Below are 16260 nucleotides of genomic sequence, written 5' to 3' on the forward strand. Positions count from 1 at the left end.
GGATATCGCAAATGTTTGCCTCTTCCTCGCTTCCGACTTGTCTAGCTATGTAAGCGGTCAGGTTATTCAGATCGACGGTGGTATGAACATGTAATCTCTCGGCAATCGTTTTATTGATAAAACATGCAGGTAGTTTACGAAGACAACCATATAATCATAGTCTCTAAGAGAAGTGGCGAAATCGTGCAGGGCGACAAGACCGGCGACGAACCTCTCTCGGAGACTGTGAAACAGTACATCAAGGAGAAGTATCACAAGCCGGGAAATGTATTCCTCGGTGTGGTGCATCGCCTTGACCGTCCTGTTTCGGGTTTGGTCGTATTTGCCAAGACTTCTAAGGCATTGAGCCGTCTGAACAATATGTTCCGGGATGGCGAAGTTCACAAAACCTATTGGGCAATCGTGAAGAACATGCCAAAGGAACCTGAGGCTACGCTCACCCATTGGATAGTAAGAAATGAAAAGCAGAATAAGAGCTATGCTTACGACCATGAGGTGAAAAACTCGAAGAAAGCGATATTGAAGTATAAGGTGATAGGTCATACAGACCATTATACACTTCTGGAGGTGAACTTGATGACGGGTCGTCATCATCAGATAAGATGCCAGCTTGCCAAGATGGGATGTCCTATCAAGGGAGATCTGAAATACGGTTCTCCACGTAGCAATGCAGATGGCAGTATTTCTCTCCTTTCACACAGAGTAGAATTTGTTCATCCTGTGTCTAAAGAAACAATAGTAGCAGAGGCTCCGCTGCCGGATGATAATCTTTGGCGGGCTATTGCACCCTAACTCAAAAATCCATGCTTATGAAGAGGTATGCGAAATGGGCAGGAATCACGGTGTTGACTCCATTGGTGCTCATCTTGTTGTTATCCATTCTGCTTTATCTGCCACCTGTTCAGAATTGGGCGGTAAAGCAAGTGGCTGCTTATGCCTCAGAGTCGACGGGTATGGATATTTCGGTAAAGCAAGTACGCCTCGTCTTCCCTCTGAAACTGGGAGTGGAAGGCGTAAAGGTACTTCAGCCAATCGACTCACTCAAGAATTCCCCAAACTTGGCTTTAAGAAATAAGAGAGATACCGTTGCCGACATCCAGAAGATGGTGGTAGACGTACAATTGTTGCCTCTTTTCGAAAGTCAAGTCATGGTGGATGAACTCAATTTCACCCAGATGAAGGTGAATACCACGAATTTTATTCACGAAGCCAGAATCAAGGGCAATGTAGGTAATCTGCGCCTGAAGGCTCATGGCATTGACCTCGGAAAGGAGAAGGTGAGGGTGAATCATGCCCTGTTGGCTGATGCCCGACTCTCGGTAGAACTGAGCGATACTGTGCCGCCGGATACTACGCCTAGTACCAATTTCTGGAAGGTGAATATCGAAAAACTGAAACTGAAGAACACTGATTTCGTATTACACATGCCTGGAGATACCCTCCAGGTGAATGCTTATTTTGGAGATGCGGTGGCGCAGACTACCTATCTCGACCTTTATAAAGGACTTTATCAGATAGGCCATCTCGACTGGAAGAATGGCAAGGTGAACTATGATCAGAACTATATCCGTCCGGTATCGGGCATGGACTTTAACCATATCGCCCTGTCGGCCATGACTTTGAAGGCAGACTCTTTCTATTATTGCGATTCGAAGATAGATGTCAAGATTCGTGAAGCTCAGTTTAAGGAGAAAAGCGGTTTGCAGGTAGACCAGCTCTATGGCAGATTCGTGATGGATTCCGTGAAACTGCAGTTGCCTGATATCTGTCTCCGTACCCCATACTCCCAGTTGCAGGCAACGGTGGATATGGATTTGAATGCCTTTGATGAGGTGAAACCTGGCAAGTTGATGGCACAGCTGAAGGGAGCTTTGGGCCGTCCAGACCTGTTCCTCTTTGCAGGCGATGCCTTCCCAGGCGCCATGAAGATGAAATGGCCTTTCTATCCGATGAAGATAGAAGGATCGTTCAAGGGAAATATGCAGCAGGCATCTTTCTCGGGCTTGAAACTGTCGCTGCCTACAGCCTTCGAACTGAGTGCTGATGGAAAATTGGGTAACTTGACGGATATGGACCGTCTGAAGGCAAATGTAGATCTGAACGCCCGTACCTATCATCTGGATTTCATTACCGCCATGCTTGACCCTTCTCTGATGCAGGAGATACGTGTGCCTAGCGGTATCGGAATCCGTGGTAACATTCAGGCAGACGGCTCCAGATATGCTACCCGACTCGCCATTACCGAAGGTCGTGGCAGGATGAAGGTAGATGCCAAGATAGATGCGAAGACCCGGAAAGACGGCAGTATCGATATGAACCGTTTGGCTTATCAAGCTAAGATTCAGGCGCACAACATCCAGGCAAAGCATTTTCTTCCAAAACAGGATTTGCATTCTTTCACCGGCTCATTGCAGGCGAAGGGAGTGGGAACCGATTTCCTCTCTCCTCGTACCCGATTACAGGCTAAGGCACAGGTAAACCAGATTCAGTATGGCAAATACAAACTGGATCATGTATTGGCAGTGGCTCACGTTGCTAATGGTAAGGTGCATGCCGATATCGACAGCAAGAACCAGTATCTTACGGGACTCGTCAGCCTTGATGCACTTACGAATTCCAAGAAACTGGAGGCTACCCTGGTGGCAGATGTCCGCGATGTGAATCTTTATTCGTTAGAGGTAACGAAGGCACCGATGCGCCTGTCGCTCTGCGGTCACATGGATATCAGGTCCGACCTGAAGGACAGTCACGACATCATGGCTTCGATGAGTGATATTACGGTTCGTACGGCAGAAAAGAATTACCGTCCGGTGGGTGTTGACGCTGATGTCTTTACCCGCAGAGATACCACGCACGCAGTCATCGATTGCGGCGACTTCCATCTCAACATGGATGTACACGGAGGCTATAAGCAGTTGATGAGCCGTTTTGCCGGATTGCAGAAAGAATTGGCTCATCAGCTTAGAAACCATCATATCGACCAGGTGAAGATTCGCAGTCAGTTCCCTTTCGGTCATGTTTATCTTACCACAGGAAAGGACAATTTCATTTCCCGTTTCATCGCTTACTGCGGTTATGATTTCAAGATGGTGGATATGAAGATGACCATGTCGCCTGTAACAGGTGTCAATGGTTATCTCAACATCGATTCACTGGTAGCGAGTGGCATGCAGTTGGATACGATCCGTGCCTTGGTGAAGACTGAGGGCGATACTATCCGCTATGCAGCACGTGTTCAGAACAACAAGCATAATCCTCAGTATGTGTTCCGGGCACAGGTAGAGGGCGAACTGCAGGAGAAGGGTTCCAATATCGATGCCCGCATCTATGATGCCAAAAACAGATTGGGTGTAGATGTGGGTCTAGAGGCGCTGTTGCTGGAAAACGGCGTGAAGATTTCGCTCATCGATACCCATCCTGTCCTGGGTTACAAGAAGTTTACTGCCAACGATGACAACTATCTGATGTTGGGCAATGACGACCGTGTTTCTGCCAATCTGAGTCTGAAGGCAGCCAACGGCATGGGTATCCGTATATACAGCAATGATGAAAACGAAGAAGCGCTGCAGGATCTTACGGTGAGCATGAGCCAGTTTAATCTGGATAAAGTGCTCAGCGTGATTCCTTATATGCCTGACATCTCGGGTATTCTTGACGGCGACTTCCATATTATCCAGACCAAGGATGAACTCTCGGTTTCTTCTAATCTGAACATCGACAATATGGTTTACGAAAAGTGTCCGATGGGAGATGTCGGTACTGAATTCGTTTACATGCCAAAGAGCGACGGCTCTCATTATGTAGATGGTTTCCTCAATTATGAGGGTGAAGAAGTAGCTACCGTAAAGGGTACTTACAAGTCGGAAGGAAGCGGTTATCTCGATGCCGAAGTGGGTATGGAGAAGTTGCCTCTGCATTTTGTCAACGGTTTTGTTCCTGACCAGATTATGGGTCTGAAGGGATATGGCGAAGGAAAACTGAGTTTGAAGGGAGCCTTGAGCCAGTTGGATGTAGAGGGCGAAGTATATCTGGATTCGGCTTATCTCGTCAGTGTGCCGTATGGCATCACGATGCGTTTTGCCAACGATCCGGTCCGTATCATCGACAGCAAGTTGCTCTTCGAAAACTTCATGATGTATGCCAACAATGAGAGTCCGCTCAATATCCAGGGCAGTCTCGACTTTACGAATATAGAGAAGATGATGCTCGATATCCGGATGAGAGCACAGAACTTCCTGCTGATTGATGCCAAGGAGAATGCCCGTTCCGAGGCTTTCGGCAAGGCGTATGTCAACTTCTATGGTGCGATGCGCGGACCGGTAAGCAATCTGAAGATGCAGGGTAAGCTGGATGTCCTCGGCAATACGGATATGACGTATGTGCTGAAAGAATCGGAACTGACTACTGATACGCAGCTCGATGAGCTGGTGAAGTTTACGAATTTCAAGAGTGGCAAGCCTGTCGTTGTCGAGCGTCCGGCACTGGAAGGATTGAACATGATGTTGGGCATGTCGATAGACGAGTCGGCTCATATCCTCTGTGCTTTGAATGCCGACCAGACCAACTACATCGACCTGATGGGCGGTGGTAATCTGACGATGACTTACAATTCGGTTGATGGCATCGGCATCACGGGCAAGTATACCCTGAACAATGGCAAGATGAAATATTCGCTGCCTATCATTCCGCTCAAGACGTTTGATATCCAGGACGGCAGCTACATAGAGTTTAACGGCGATCCGTTCAACCCGACCCTGAACATCACGGCAACAGAGAATGTCAGGACAACGGTAAACGAGGGACAGGGAACCGGCCGCTCGGTGGATTTCATTTGTGGCGTAAAACTCTCGCAGACATTGAATAAGCCAGGCATCCAGTTTATCGTTTCCTCACCAAACGATGCCACCTTGCAGGATGAACTGAACACGATGAGTATTGAAGAGCGGGGTAAGATAGCCATTACGATGCTGGCTTCGGGCATGTATCTTGCCAACGGAAATACCAATTCGTTCTCCATGAACAGTGCCTTGACCTCATTCCTCAATTCAGAGATCAATAATATTGCAGGTTCAGCGATGCGTTCTGTGGGTGTGGATGTCGGTATGTCGGTAGATAACTCCACCAATGCAGCAGGTGCCATGCACACCGATTACAACTTTAAGTTTGCCAAGCGGTTCTTCAACAACCGCTTGAGCTTCAGTGTGGGCGGTAAGGTTTCTACCGGTGCAGAAATGGAGAATGCAGCCAACAATGATGATGCATTCTTCAACAATATCGAATTGCAGTACCGTCTCAACGAAGGTGCGAGCCAGTATATCCGTGCCTTCTACAACAACAATACCTACGATTGGCTCGAAGGTTTGATAGGTGAGTACGGTGTCGGTTTCAAATGGCAGAGAAAGTTGCAGCATTTCAAGGACATCTTCCGTTTCAAGACCGATAAGCAGCAGATTCCTGCAGCCCCAATGGAGAAGAATCCTGCGGTGAAGAAGCATACGAATGAGAAGAAGGATACGATGGAGAAAGCCAAAACAAAGGACTTTGACCCATTGAAACTTAACGAAAAGTAATGAGCGATATGAAACAGCAGAACAGGTTATACCTTATTATATATGTGGCAGCATTGCTGATGTTGTCGGGGCAGCTCATAACGGGTTGCTCTTCAACCAGTGCGCTGAAAGAAGATGAGCAGCTGTTTACGGGTCTGGTACCTATCGAGTATAAGAACTACGAGAAGGGAGCTTATGCTGATTCTACCATCACCGAGATGGAGTATGCCCTGGCTTCGGCTCCGAACGGTGCCTTGTTTGGGAGCAGCTATTACCGCACACCGTTCCCTGTGCGCCTGTGGATATGGAATGCTTTCTCTCAGTCGGATGGAGCACTGGCTAAGTGGATAACCAAGGTATTCGGTTCCAAACCTAAGCTGATGGCGAATGTGAATCCGCAACTCCGTGCCCAGGTAGCCGAGCATCAGCTCGATAAATATGGCTATTTTAACGGTAAGGTGACTTATGATGTGCTGACACAGAGCAATCCGAAGAAGGCGAAGGTTGCCTATCATGTAGACTTCGGTCATCTCTGGACGCTTGATTCTATGGCTTATCTCAACTTCCCAGCCAAGAGCAAGCAGTTTATAGATGCTTCCATGAACAAGGCGCTCATACGGAAGGGGAGTCCTTTCAATGTCGCCAACATGGAATCGGAACGTCAGCGTATCACCCGTCTGTTCCGCAACAGGGGCTATTATTTCTATCAGAACAGTTATGCTTCTTATCTTGCCGATACCGTGAATGTGCCCGGCAAGGTGCAGTTGCGGCTGATGATGGCAGACAGCGTGGACGATAGGGCTACCCGACAGTGGTATATCGGAAAGATTCATGTTAATTTCAGAAAGCAGTATATGGAGGAGTTGAAGGATTCCTTTGTGCGCAGCTATCTGAGTTTCCATTATAATGGAAGAAAGATGCCGATACGTCCGGGCATCGTTTTGCAGAGTCTGCGCCTGCGTCCCCGTGAACTGTATCGGGTACGTACCGAGGAGCGTGCCAAGACCGGACTTCAGGAGATGGGACTCTTCAGCTATTCCAGCATCCAGTTCTCTCCCCGTTCGGTGCAGACCCTAGACAGTCTGGGCCATGTAGTATATCGTGATACCTTGGATGCCAATATCGACCTGGTATTCGACAAGCCATACGATTTCTATGTCGAGGCAAATGCCCGCGGCAAAACGACCGGTAGAGTAGGACCGGAGTTGGTAGTGGGTCTTACCAAGCGCAATGCTTTTCATGGAGGCGAAAAACTTACTGTCAACCTGCATGGTTCGCATGAGTGGCAAACCATCAGTCAGGCTGGTGGAGGTTCTACCCGCATCAATTCCTATGAATACGGATCGGATGTTTCCGTAGAGTTCCCTCGCATCATCACGCCTTGGAATATGTTCAGAACGATGGAGCAGAATGAGCGCAGATACCGTGCCGGGCATATGCCTACCAAATATCGGGGTGTGCCAACTACTACCATCAAGGCTTCGATGAATGTGCTGAACAGAGCCAGCTATTTCCGACGTCATGTGGCAGCGGGCGAGTTAACCTATGCGTGGTCTACCTCTTACCAGCATCAGCATTCTTTCAGTCCGCTGATTCTCTCTTATGAGTTTATGAACAGCCGCACAGCCGCTTTCGATAGCATCCTCGCCCTGCATCCTTATCTTCAGATATCGATGCGCGACCAGTTTGTGCCTAAGATGAGTTATACCTATACTTATCGCAGTCCGCGCCGTTACCGCCATCCTATCACCTGGTCAACCACCATCAGCGAGGCAGCCAATATCCTTTCGCTCGGTTACATGGCGGCCGGAAAGGGATGGAATGAGAAAGACAAGAAGATGTTCAAGAATCCGTTTGCTCAGTTCCTGAAACTGGAGACAGATTTCGTGAAATATTGGCGTATCACCCAGGATGGTACGCTGGTGGGACATGTCAATGCCGGCATTATCTGGAGTTATGGCAATGCCGAGAATGCTCCTTATTATGAGCAGTTCTATATCGGTGGTGCCAACAGTGTGCGAGCCTTTAATGTGCGGAGCATCGGACCGGGCAGATACCAGCCTACCAACAGCAAGTATTCGTATATCGACCAGACGGGCGACATCAAGTATCTGATGAATCTGGAATATCGTCAGAAGGTATGGGGCGATCTCTATGGAGCCCTTTTCCTGGATGCAGGTAATGTGTGGACCTTACGCAACCATGAGTACAGTCCGCTCGGCAAGTTTGATGTAGACAAGTTTTTCCGGCAGCTGGCGGTAGGCACCGGTGTCGGTGTGCGTTATGACATGGGTATGTTTGTGATACGTGTCGACTGGGGTATCGGTCTGCATGTTCCTTACGATACCGGCAAGAATGGCATCTATAACATCCGTCGGTTCAAGGATGCCCAGAGTCTGCATTTCGCTGTGGGTTATCCTTTCTAGGTTTAGCCTGGGAGATGTGTCCGGAAATAAGTCTGATATGTGTTACAGATAGTGCATAAAAGGACAAAAATTGATATTAATCAAAAAAAAGTAGGAAAACTTGCGGTTAACTGCATTTTTTTTGTTACTTTTGCATCGTTATTTTTTTAATAACTATCAACTATTAATAAATAAAAGTATAGACAAAATGAAACCTACGTTATTGCTTTTGGCTGCCGGTATGGGTAGCCGTTATGGTGGTTTGAAACAGCTTGATGGTCTGGGTCCTAATGGTGAGACTATCATGGACTACAGCATCTATGATGCTATTCAGGCTGGTTTCGGAAAGATCGTATTCGTTATCCGCAAGGACTTCGAAGATCAGTTCCGTGAGAAGATTCTTTCAAAGTATGAGGGGCATATTCCTGCAGAGCTTTGCTTCCAGGCATTGGATGATCTCCCAGAGGGATTCTCTGTTCCAGAAGGTCGTGAGAAACCATGGGGTACAAACCATGCTGTTCTGATGGCAAAGGATATCATCAAGGAACCTTTCTGCGTAATCAACTGCGATGACTTCTACAACCGCGATTGCTTCATGGTAATCGGCAAGTTCCTCTCTGAACTTCCAGAGGGCAGCAAGAACCGTTACGCCATGGTAGGTTTCCGTGTAGGTAATACCTTGAGTGAGAATGGTACCGTAGCTCGCGGCATCTGCTCTAAGGATGCTGATGAGAACTTGACAACCTGTGTAGAGCGTACCGAGATCATGCGTATCGACGGTAAGGTATCTTACAAGGACGAGCAGGGCGAGTGGGTTGCTGTAGGCGACAATACTCCTGTTTCCATGAACGTTTGGGGCTTCACACCTGATTACTTCCAGCATAGTGAGGAGTACTTCAAGGAGTTCTTGAGTGATCCTAAGAATATGGAAAACAAGAAGGCTGAGTTCTTCATCCCATTGATGGTCAACAAGCTCATCAATGAGGGTACAGCTACCGTTAAGGTGCTCGATACTACCAGCAAGTGGTTTGGTGTAACTTATGCAGCCGACCGCCAGAGTGTTGTTGATAAGATCCAGCATCTTATCGATGAGGGTGTTTATCCAAACAAGCTCTTCTAATTTAATGTGATGGATATAAACATTAATATATTGACAGATCAGGAAGCCGCTATTCTCCGAGAGACGATAGCGGCTTCTCATCGTATTGTCGTCTGTGCACATAAGTCGCCAGACGGTGATGCCATCGGCTCTTCTTTGGGATGGGCTGGTTATCTTCGCTCTTTGGGCAAGAAAGTTGACATTTGTGTGCCGGATATGATACCGGATTCTATTTCCTGGTTGCCTGGAGCTGCCGGTATCCTGCGATATGACAGACAGTCTGAACTGGTGCAGCGAGCTTTCGATGAAGCCGACCTGGTATGCTGTGTTGACTTTAGCAGTGAGGGACGTCTTGATGAGATGGACCATGTATTGTTGGGTTGCAAGACTCAGCGTGTCATTATCGACCACCATCTGTCTCCTAATCTTGAGGCTAAGCTGCTGGTTTCGCAGCCACATGCCAGCAGTGCCAGCGACCTGGTATTCCGTGTAGTCTGGCAGTTGGGAGGTTTCCCACAGATGGATCAGACTTGGGCTACCTGTATCTATTGCGGCATGATGACCGATACGGGCGGTTTCACCTATAATTCTACCCAGCCTTATATCTATTACATCATCTGCTTGCTGCTTACCAAGAACATCGACAAGGATAAGATTTACCGCAATGTCTTCAATAATGCCCGCATTCCGGCAGTCCGGTTTCGTGGCTATCTGATGAATGAAAAGTTGCAGGTAGTAGAGGGTCTTCATGCCAGTTTCTATACAGTGACCCGTAAAGAATTGAAGAAGTATGACTTTATCAAGGGCGACCTGGAAGGACTGGTGAACGTGCCTCTTACCATCAAGGGACACAAACTCTCCATTTCTCTTCGTGAAGATACAGATATAGACAATCGCATATTGGTAAGTCTCCGTTCGGTAGACGATTTCCCATGCAATAAGATGGCAGCCGAGTTCTTCAATGGTGGCGGTCATCGCAATGCTTCCGGCGGCAAATTGCTTTGCAGCATACAGGAGGCAGAGCAGATAGCACTGAAGGCTATCCTGGCATACGCCGATATGCTGAAGTAGCCGATTTTTTCCTTAGAAATGACGAAAAAGACAGAAAACAACCCCGTTTTGAGGCAATAGGATGATAATAAGTGATAAATAATAATAAAATCAACCTGTTCCTCTCGGTGTTGTCTTATCTTTTTTGTACCTTTGCCCAATAAATCAGATTTAAAAAAGAAGAATGAAGAAATTTTTGTTTGCAATGATTGCTTTCGCGGCTGTTTTATCGTTTGCCGCATGCAATGATAGTGAGACTTATAAGGACATGCGCGACAGAGAGCTCGATTCTATCAGCTCTTTCTTGCGTAAGGAAAATATTAAGGTCATCTCTGAGGATGAGTTCAACAGACGTTGGAAAAATAATGAAAAACTGACGGATACAGCAAAGAACAACAACGAATGGGTACTTTTCAACAGTAACGGTATCTACATGCAGGTGATTGACCAGGGATGTGGCGACTATATCAAGAAAGGTACATCGGTAGATGTATTGGTCCGCTTTGATGAGTATAACCTTTCGTATGCTGCTGAAATGAGCGATAAGTGTCTCACGCTTTCAAACAAAGTTCCTGCTTATTCCTATTATGTAGATAAGATAAGCGTTACCAATACTTCCGGTACATTCACCGGTTCTTTCGTTGATCCTAAAGCCAGTCTGATGGCCAATACATATAATTCATCCAATTATGGCAGTGTAAGTTCTACCGTGCCTAGCGGTTGGCTCATACCATTCACCTGGATTAAGATAGGCAGACCGAAGACTGATGATGAACGCATCGCTCATATCCGTTTGCTCGTACCTCACTCTTACGGTACCACATCGGCATCGGGCAGTGTGCAGGCATGTGTCTACGACATGACTCTGCAGAAAGGAAGATAAACATAAAAAGAGATATATTTATGACACTGATTAAGTCAATTTCTGGTATCCGCGGTACTATCGGCGGTCCAGCGGGCGATACTTTGAATCCGCTCGATATCGTAAAGTTCACTTCAGCATACGCTACCTTCATTCGCCGTAGCGGTGCTTCAGAGAGTAATACCATCGTTGTAGGCCGTGATGCACGCATCTCTGGCGAGATGGTAAAGAATGTGGTTTGTGGAACCCTCATGGGCATGGGCTACGATGTGCTGAACATCGGTCTGGCTACTACTCCTACCACCGAACTTGCTGTTACCATGAGTGGTGCGGCCGGCGGTATCATCATCACAGCTTCTCACAACCCACGTCAGTGGAATGCCCTTAAACTCCTCAACGAGAAGGGTGAGTTCCTCACAGCAGCTAATGGTAACGAGGTACTGGGTATCGCAGAGAAGGAAGACTTCGACTATGCGGATGTGGATCATCTCGGAAAATATACTGAAGACAATACCTTCAACAAGCGCCATATCGACTCCGTACTTGCTTTGAAGCTCGTAGATGTCGAAGCAATCAAGAATGCCCACTTCAAGGTTTGTGTAGATTCCATCAACTCAGTTGGTGGTGTTATTCTTCCAGAGTTGCTCGATGCGCTCGGGGTAGCATATACTTTCCTCAATGGTGAACCTACAGGCGACTTCGCTCATAATCCGGAGCCATTGGAGAAGAACCTCGGTGGTATCATGGATGAGTTGAAGAAGGGTGGCTACGATATGGGTATCGTTGTAGACCCTGATGTTGACCGTCTGGCTTTCATCTGCGAAGATGGCAAGATGTTTGGCGAAGAGTATACCTTGGTAAGTGTGGCAGATTACGTGTTGAGCAAGACTCCAGGCAATACCGTCAGCAACCTTTCATCTACCCGTGCCCTCCGTGATGTTACAGAGAAGCATGGTGGCAAGTACACTGCAGCTGCTGTAGGCGAGGTGAATGTAACTACCAAGATGAAGGATGTTCACGCTGTTATCGGTGGTGAAGGCAATGGTGGAGTTATCTATCCAGAGAGCCATTACGGTCGTGATGCTCTCGTTGGTATCGCCCTCTTCCTGAGCAGTCTGGCTCACAAGGGCTGCAAGGTGAGCGAGCTCCGTGCCAGCTTCCCTAACTATTTCATCGCCAAAAACCGCATCGACCTCACTCCATCTACCGATGTAGATGCGATCCTCGTGAAGGTTAAGGAGATGTATGGTAAGGAGAAGGATGTCACCGTAACAGATATCGATGGCGTCAAGCTCGATTTCCCTGACAAGTGGGTTCACCTCCGCAAGAGTAATACCGAGCCTATCATCCGCGTATATAGCGAGGCCTCTACCATGGAGCAGGCTGATGAACTGGGCAAGAAGCTCATGCAGGTGGTTTACGATATGCAGTAAGATACTGAATATGAGATCATATAAAAAGAGATGAAGCAACGTAGATTTTGCTTCATCTCTTTTTTTTTGTGCGCCGATTTCCATCTGCAAAACTTCAGTAATTTGAAGAAAGATAGAGAAAGATTTGGCTTTCTCAGATAAAAATCGTATTTTTGTTGCGAAATTGCAGACGTTGAGGCCTCTGAGCCTTTGTTGCAGCAATGAAAAACTTGAACCGTTCCTGATAGGGAGCATAAATGAAATTACAGAATAATGGAATCTATTATAAAGCATTATCAGGTAGCCCATGTCGGGTTCAGCCTTTCTTATCCTGATTCCTCTCAGGAGATGATGGCTGTTTTACTGGAGGCTTATCAGGCGTTTGAATGCGATGAACAGGTCGTATCTGCTGCCCTGACCTCCTTCTCTCTTACCTTGAACGAAAGCGGGGAAGAACTGAGGAAACCTGCCGGTTTCAAGGAGGAATGCAGACAGGATGAGGAGGGACAGCTCATTATCAGTGGTAGTCTGGGCGAGAAGCAGAAGGCGTTCCTGATGGCAATGACTGATATGAAATCGATACTGGTTACAGGTCATGATTATCAGCATTCCAGTCTTCTGGTTCCTGCTGGCACCTTCAGCCAGAAGTCGGCTTTCGGATCCCTCAAGGCAACCGTTGACACCTCGCTGATGCTGCTCTATGCCATGCGTTCGGCTGCCGGAGATACACTCCTGTTTCATTCTTCTACCATAGTAAAGGATGGAAAGGCTTATCTCTTCCTGGGCAAGAGCGGAACGGGCAAGAGTACGCATTCCGGACTGTGGCTCAAATATATCGAGGGTACCCGACTGCTCAATGATGATAACCCGGTGGTATATATATCGCACGAAGGAACGCCCATGGTGAGTGGCTCGCCTTGGAGCGGAAAGACACCTTGCTATAAGAACGAGGAATATCCGATAGGGGCAATTGTCCAATTGCGCCAGGCACCAGAGAATAAAATCAGAAAACAGACCGTCATAGAGTCTTATGTGTCTATCAAGACTTCTGTCTCCGGCAAGGCATGGGAGAAGGAAATTGCAGATGGCCAGCATCAAACGATAGAGAAGCTGATTGGGGCTACCCGGCTTTATCTGCTCGACTGTCTGCCTGATGCCGGTGCAGCTCTCCTTTGCAGTCAGACCATCAGTCTGTAAAACCAACCGTCGGGTAAAAACCAATCGTACAATAGAAAGATGAATACATCCGATTCAAAATATAAGGCAATAGCCGCGCTCGAGCAATTCATCCATGAAGGTCGTCCTGTTAAGTTTCCGGTCAAGGGCACCAGCATGCTTCCCTTTATCGTAGGTGATAGAGATTGCGTAGAATTCTATCCGGTAGAAGGCGAGTTGAAGGTGGGCGATATCGTGATGGCGAGGGTAGAAGAAGGCTATCCGGTGGTGCATCGCATCATCGGGATAGAGCCTGTTGCAGGAGCAGCTTCCCCCGCATCTTTTTCTGCAGATGATTGCCGTATCGTGCTGACGGGCGATGGAAATCTCGGTTTTAAGGAGCATTGCCTGCGCAAGGATGTCATTGCGAAGGCGCATGCTGTCATCTGTCCCGACGGCAGCCGCAAGAGTCTCATCTCGCAGAATGCGCTCAGAAACTGGCACAGATGGCAGAGGTTGAGGCCTGTGCGTAGGGTCTTGCTTAAAATAATCAAGCTCTATATCCGTTTATCATATAAAAACTAAAAAACAAGATACAATGAAGATCAAGAAAGATTTCAAGCTCCGCGAAATTTGCGGTGAGTATGTGGTAACAGCCGAAGGTATGCAGGCAGTAGACTTTACCAAGTTGATCAGTCTCAACGAAACTGCCGCCTTTCTCTGGAAGACGGCTGAAAAACAGGGTGAATTTACGGTAGCTTCGTTGGCTCAGGCTCTGTGCGATGAGTATGATGTAGTCATGGCTCAGGCAGAAAAAGACTGCGAGGCGATTATTGCCCAGTGGCAGAAAGAGGGACTGGTATGAGGAAGTATGCACTATGGTTTTTTCGCCAGATGTCTGCTGTCCGGGGACGTTTGCTGTTGCGCATCATCGCCGGTCTTCTGCAGGTAGCATTAGGTTTGTGGCTCGTCTGGCTGTGTCGCCGGTTCATCGATGTGGTGATCTGGCGTGGCAATGTGCTGTGCGAAACCATCGTGCTTTTTTCAGTCATCGCCCTGCTGATAGCCCTTCGCCAGCTGGTATTCTATCTTTCCGGCATCACCGAGGTTATCCTCCAGAATGATATGCGTAGCCGCCTCTTCCGGTTTGTGCTGGGCAGGAAACTCTATGCCGTTAAGCATCAGGCTGAGGCTGGTTCCGGAAAACCTGCTTCTGATATGCTTTCCGGCGACATCAGCCAGCGTTTGGAGCGCGATCTCTCATCAGCCTCTTCGGTAGTTACGGATATCCTGCCCACAATCGTAGTCACCCTGGTGCAGCTCTTCGGTGCCTTCTTCCTGATGCGTTCTATCGATTCCATTCTGGCATGGAGCCTTCTGGTACTGACACCGGTGGTTGCAGTCTGTGCCAAGTATCTCGGCAGCCGACTCAAGAAGATGACGCTGGCGATACGCGAGGAGGAGAGCAGCATACAGATGATGATTCAGGAGACGGTAGAACATGAACTCACCATCAAGACCTTGCAGGCAGAGAGCACGGTTTCCGGTAGGGTAGGCAGCATGCAGCAGCGTTTGCATCATTTGGTCCGCCGTCGTATCCGTTTTACGTTGATATCCCGTCTGCTCCTTGCCTTCACTTTCAGTTACGGCTATTTCGGAGCCTTTGTCTATGGTGCCATCCAACTCAAGAACGGGTTGATAACCTTTGGTGTGATGACCGCCTTCCTGCAGTTGGTTGGTCAGATACAGAGTCCTATCATGTCGCTCTTGGGCATGATTCCCCAGCTGATTCATGCATCAGCGAGTGTAGACCGGTTGGTAGAGATTGAAAATACCGAGCAGGAGGAATCTCTGTCGCAGGCAGATGCTTCTATACCTTTGCAGCGTGCTTGCGGCATCCGTCTTCAGGATGTGAGTTATTCATATCCCGATGAGCGAAAGAAAGTTGTTGTCAGTCATTTCTCTTATGATTTCCGTCCCGCCACATCTGTGGCGATAGTAGGAGAAACCGGTTGTGGCAAGACCACCATCCTGCGTCTTTTGTCGAGTATCATCCAGCCCGATAGCGGAAGGATAGTATTGTATGATGCCCTGGGCAAAGAGACAGAAGGAACCGGCATGCGTTCGCATATCGTGTATATAGAGCAGGGTAATACGCTGATGAGCGGAACCATTCGCGATAATCTTCTTCTTGCCAATCCCGTGGCTACCGATGAGCAGCTTACCGAAGCCCTTCATGTAGCCTGTGCCGATTTCGTTTTCAGTTTGCCGGCAGGTATGGATACGAAGATAGGAGAGCATGCCACCCGTTTGAGTGGCGGTCAGGCACAGCGTATTGCCATAGCCCGCAGTCTTTTGCGCGAAGGCAACATTCTGTTGTTGGATGAAATCAGCTCATCGCTGGATGCCGAAACCGAGAAGCTTCTTTTCGACCGTCTCTTTACTTCGTATGCCGATAAGACTATTATCTGTGTTACGCATAGGAAGGAGGTGGCAGACAGATGCCAGGAGCAGATACGGCTGTGATGATCGGTGGAGCAGGATGCCATCAGGGTCATCGCTGCCACGAGTGTGGTTCCAGCAGCCCCTCCATATATTAAAAACACGGATATTTTGGAAAATCTCTTTTTTTTCAAAGAAAAGTTGTATATTTGCAGAAAACTTTCTGGATGATGGCAAAGTGTAGCTAATCTGATATTTCCAGAAGGTGGCGTAATTAACTCAATAT

The 16260-nt window shown here is 47.9% G+C and carries 12 protein-coding genes (1 of these 12 cut by a window edge); all 12 read left to right on the forward strand.

Annotated elements, in window-relative coordinates; genetic code table 11:
- Window positions 1-94: the final stretch of a 3-oxoacyl-[acyl-carrier-protein] reductase gene (gene fabG / locus ONT18_RS15495; RefSeq protein WP_022120325.1), read on the forward strand. The gene continues 665 nt to the left of window position 1, outside the view; 94 of the gene's 759 nt are visible here — the last part of the coding sequence; the start codon falls outside the window, past its left edge; its stop codon occupies window positions 92-94.
- Between the two features lie 29 nt (window positions 95-123).
- Complete coding sequence (locus ONT18_RS15500; RefSeq protein ID WP_022120326.1) at window positions 124-792, forward strand: RluA family pseudouridine synthase; 669 nt, start codon at window positions 124-126, stop codon at window positions 790-792.
- Between the two features lie 17 nt (window positions 793-809).
- Window positions 810-5570, forward strand: a complete 4761-nt coding sequence (locus tag ONT18_RS15505; RefSeq protein ID WP_264906608.1) for a translocation/assembly module TamB domain-containing protein — start codon at window positions 810-812, stop codon at window positions 5568-5570.
- The gene (locus ONT18_RS15510) at window positions 5570-7975 is read left to right on the forward strand and encodes a BamA/TamA family outer membrane protein (RefSeq protein ID WP_264906610.1); all 2406 of its coding nucleotides are present in this window, start codon (window positions 5570-5572) and stop codon (window positions 7973-7975) included. Before ONT18_RS15505 ends, ONT18_RS15510 begins: the two co-directional genes overlap by 1 nt.
- A gap of 187 nt (window positions 7976-8162) precedes the next feature.
- Window positions 8163-9074, forward strand: coding sequence for a nucleotidyltransferase (locus tag ONT18_RS15515; protein WP_022120329.1), 912 nt, complete (start codon window positions 8163-8165; stop codon window positions 9072-9074).
- Between the two features lie 15 nt (window positions 9075-9089).
- On the forward strand, window positions 9090-10124 hold the full coding sequence (locus ONT18_RS15520; protein ID WP_437183743.1) for a DHH family phosphoesterase: 1035 nt from the start codon (window positions 9090-9092) through the stop codon (window positions 10122-10124).
- Between the two features lie 163 nt (window positions 10125-10287).
- The gene (locus ONT18_RS15525) at window positions 10288-10986 is read left to right on the forward strand and encodes a DUF4827 domain-containing protein (protein ID WP_264906615.1); all 699 of its coding nucleotides are present in this window, start codon (window positions 10288-10290) and stop codon (window positions 10984-10986) included.
- A 20-nt stretch (window positions 10987-11006) separates the two neighbouring features.
- Window positions 11007-12398 (forward strand): phosphoglucosamine mutase, encoded by a 1392-nt coding sequence (gene glmM, locus ONT18_RS15530; RefSeq protein ID WP_117727824.1) that lies wholly within the window; start codon window positions 11007-11009, stop codon window positions 12396-12398.
- 252 nt (window positions 12399-12650) lie between these two features.
- Window positions 12651-13574: a hypothetical protein gene (locus ONT18_RS15535; RefSeq protein WP_264906618.1), complete on the forward strand. Its 924-nt coding sequence runs from the start codon at window positions 12651-12653 to the stop codon at window positions 13572-13574.
- Between the two features lie 39 nt (window positions 13575-13613).
- Window positions 13614-14117, forward strand: a complete 504-nt coding sequence (locus ONT18_RS15540; protein ID WP_264906620.1) for a S24/S26 family peptidase — start codon at window positions 13614-13616, stop codon at window positions 14115-14117.
- Between the two features lie 13 nt (window positions 14118-14130).
- Complete coding sequence (locus ONT18_RS15545) at window positions 14131-14397, forward strand: PqqD family protein (protein WP_022120335.1); 267 nt, start codon at window positions 14131-14133, stop codon at window positions 14395-14397.
- Complete coding sequence (locus ONT18_RS15550) at window positions 14394-16058, forward strand: ABC transporter ATP-binding protein (RefSeq protein ID WP_264906622.1); 1665 nt, start codon at window positions 14394-14396, stop codon at window positions 16056-16058. The genes ONT18_RS15545 and ONT18_RS15550 overlap by 4 nt, the downstream gene beginning before the upstream one ends.
- Window positions 16059-16260: the final 202 nt, after the last annotated feature.

The sequence above is a fragment of the Segatella copri genome (assembly GCF_026015295.1).
GTDB lineage: Bacteria > Bacteroidota > Bacteroidia > Bacteroidales > Bacteroidaceae > Prevotella > Prevotella copri_C.

Coding starts and splice junctions, on each gene's coding strand:
- ONT18_RS15500 (WP_022120326.1), top strand. CDS start 124: ATGCAGGTAGTTTACGAAGACAACCATATAATCATAGTCTCTAAGAGA.
- ONT18_RS15505 (WP_264906608.1), top strand. CDS start 810: ATGAAGAGGTATGCGAAATGGGCAGGAATCACGGTGTTGACTCCATTG.
- ONT18_RS15510 (WP_264906610.1), top strand. CDS start 5,570: ATGAGCGATATGAAACAGCAGAACAGGTTATACCTTATTATATATGTG.
- ONT18_RS15515 (WP_022120329.1), top strand. CDS start 8,163: ATGAAACCTACGTTATTGCTTTTGGCTGCCGGTATGGGTAGCCGTTAT.
- ONT18_RS15525 (WP_264906615.1), top strand. CDS start 10,288: ATGAAGAAATTTTTGTTTGCAATGATTGCTTTCGCGGCTGTTTTATCG.
- glmM (WP_117727824.1), top strand. CDS start 11,007: ATGACACTGATTAAGTCAATTTCTGGTATCCGCGGTACTATCGGCGGT.
- ONT18_RS15535 (WP_264906618.1), top strand. CDS start 12,651: ATGGAATCTATTATAAAGCATTATCAGGTAGCCCATGTCGGGTTCAGC.
- ONT18_RS15540 (WP_264906620.1), top strand. CDS start 13,614: ATGAATACATCCGATTCAAAATATAAGGCAATAGCCGCGCTCGAGCAA.
- ONT18_RS15545 (WP_022120335.1), top strand. CDS start 14,131: ATGAAGATCAAGAAAGATTTCAAGCTCCGCGAAATTTGCGGTGAGTAT.
- ONT18_RS15550 (WP_264906622.1), top strand. CDS start 14,394: ATGAGGAAGTATGCACTATGGTTTTTTCGCCAGATGTCTGCTGTCCGG.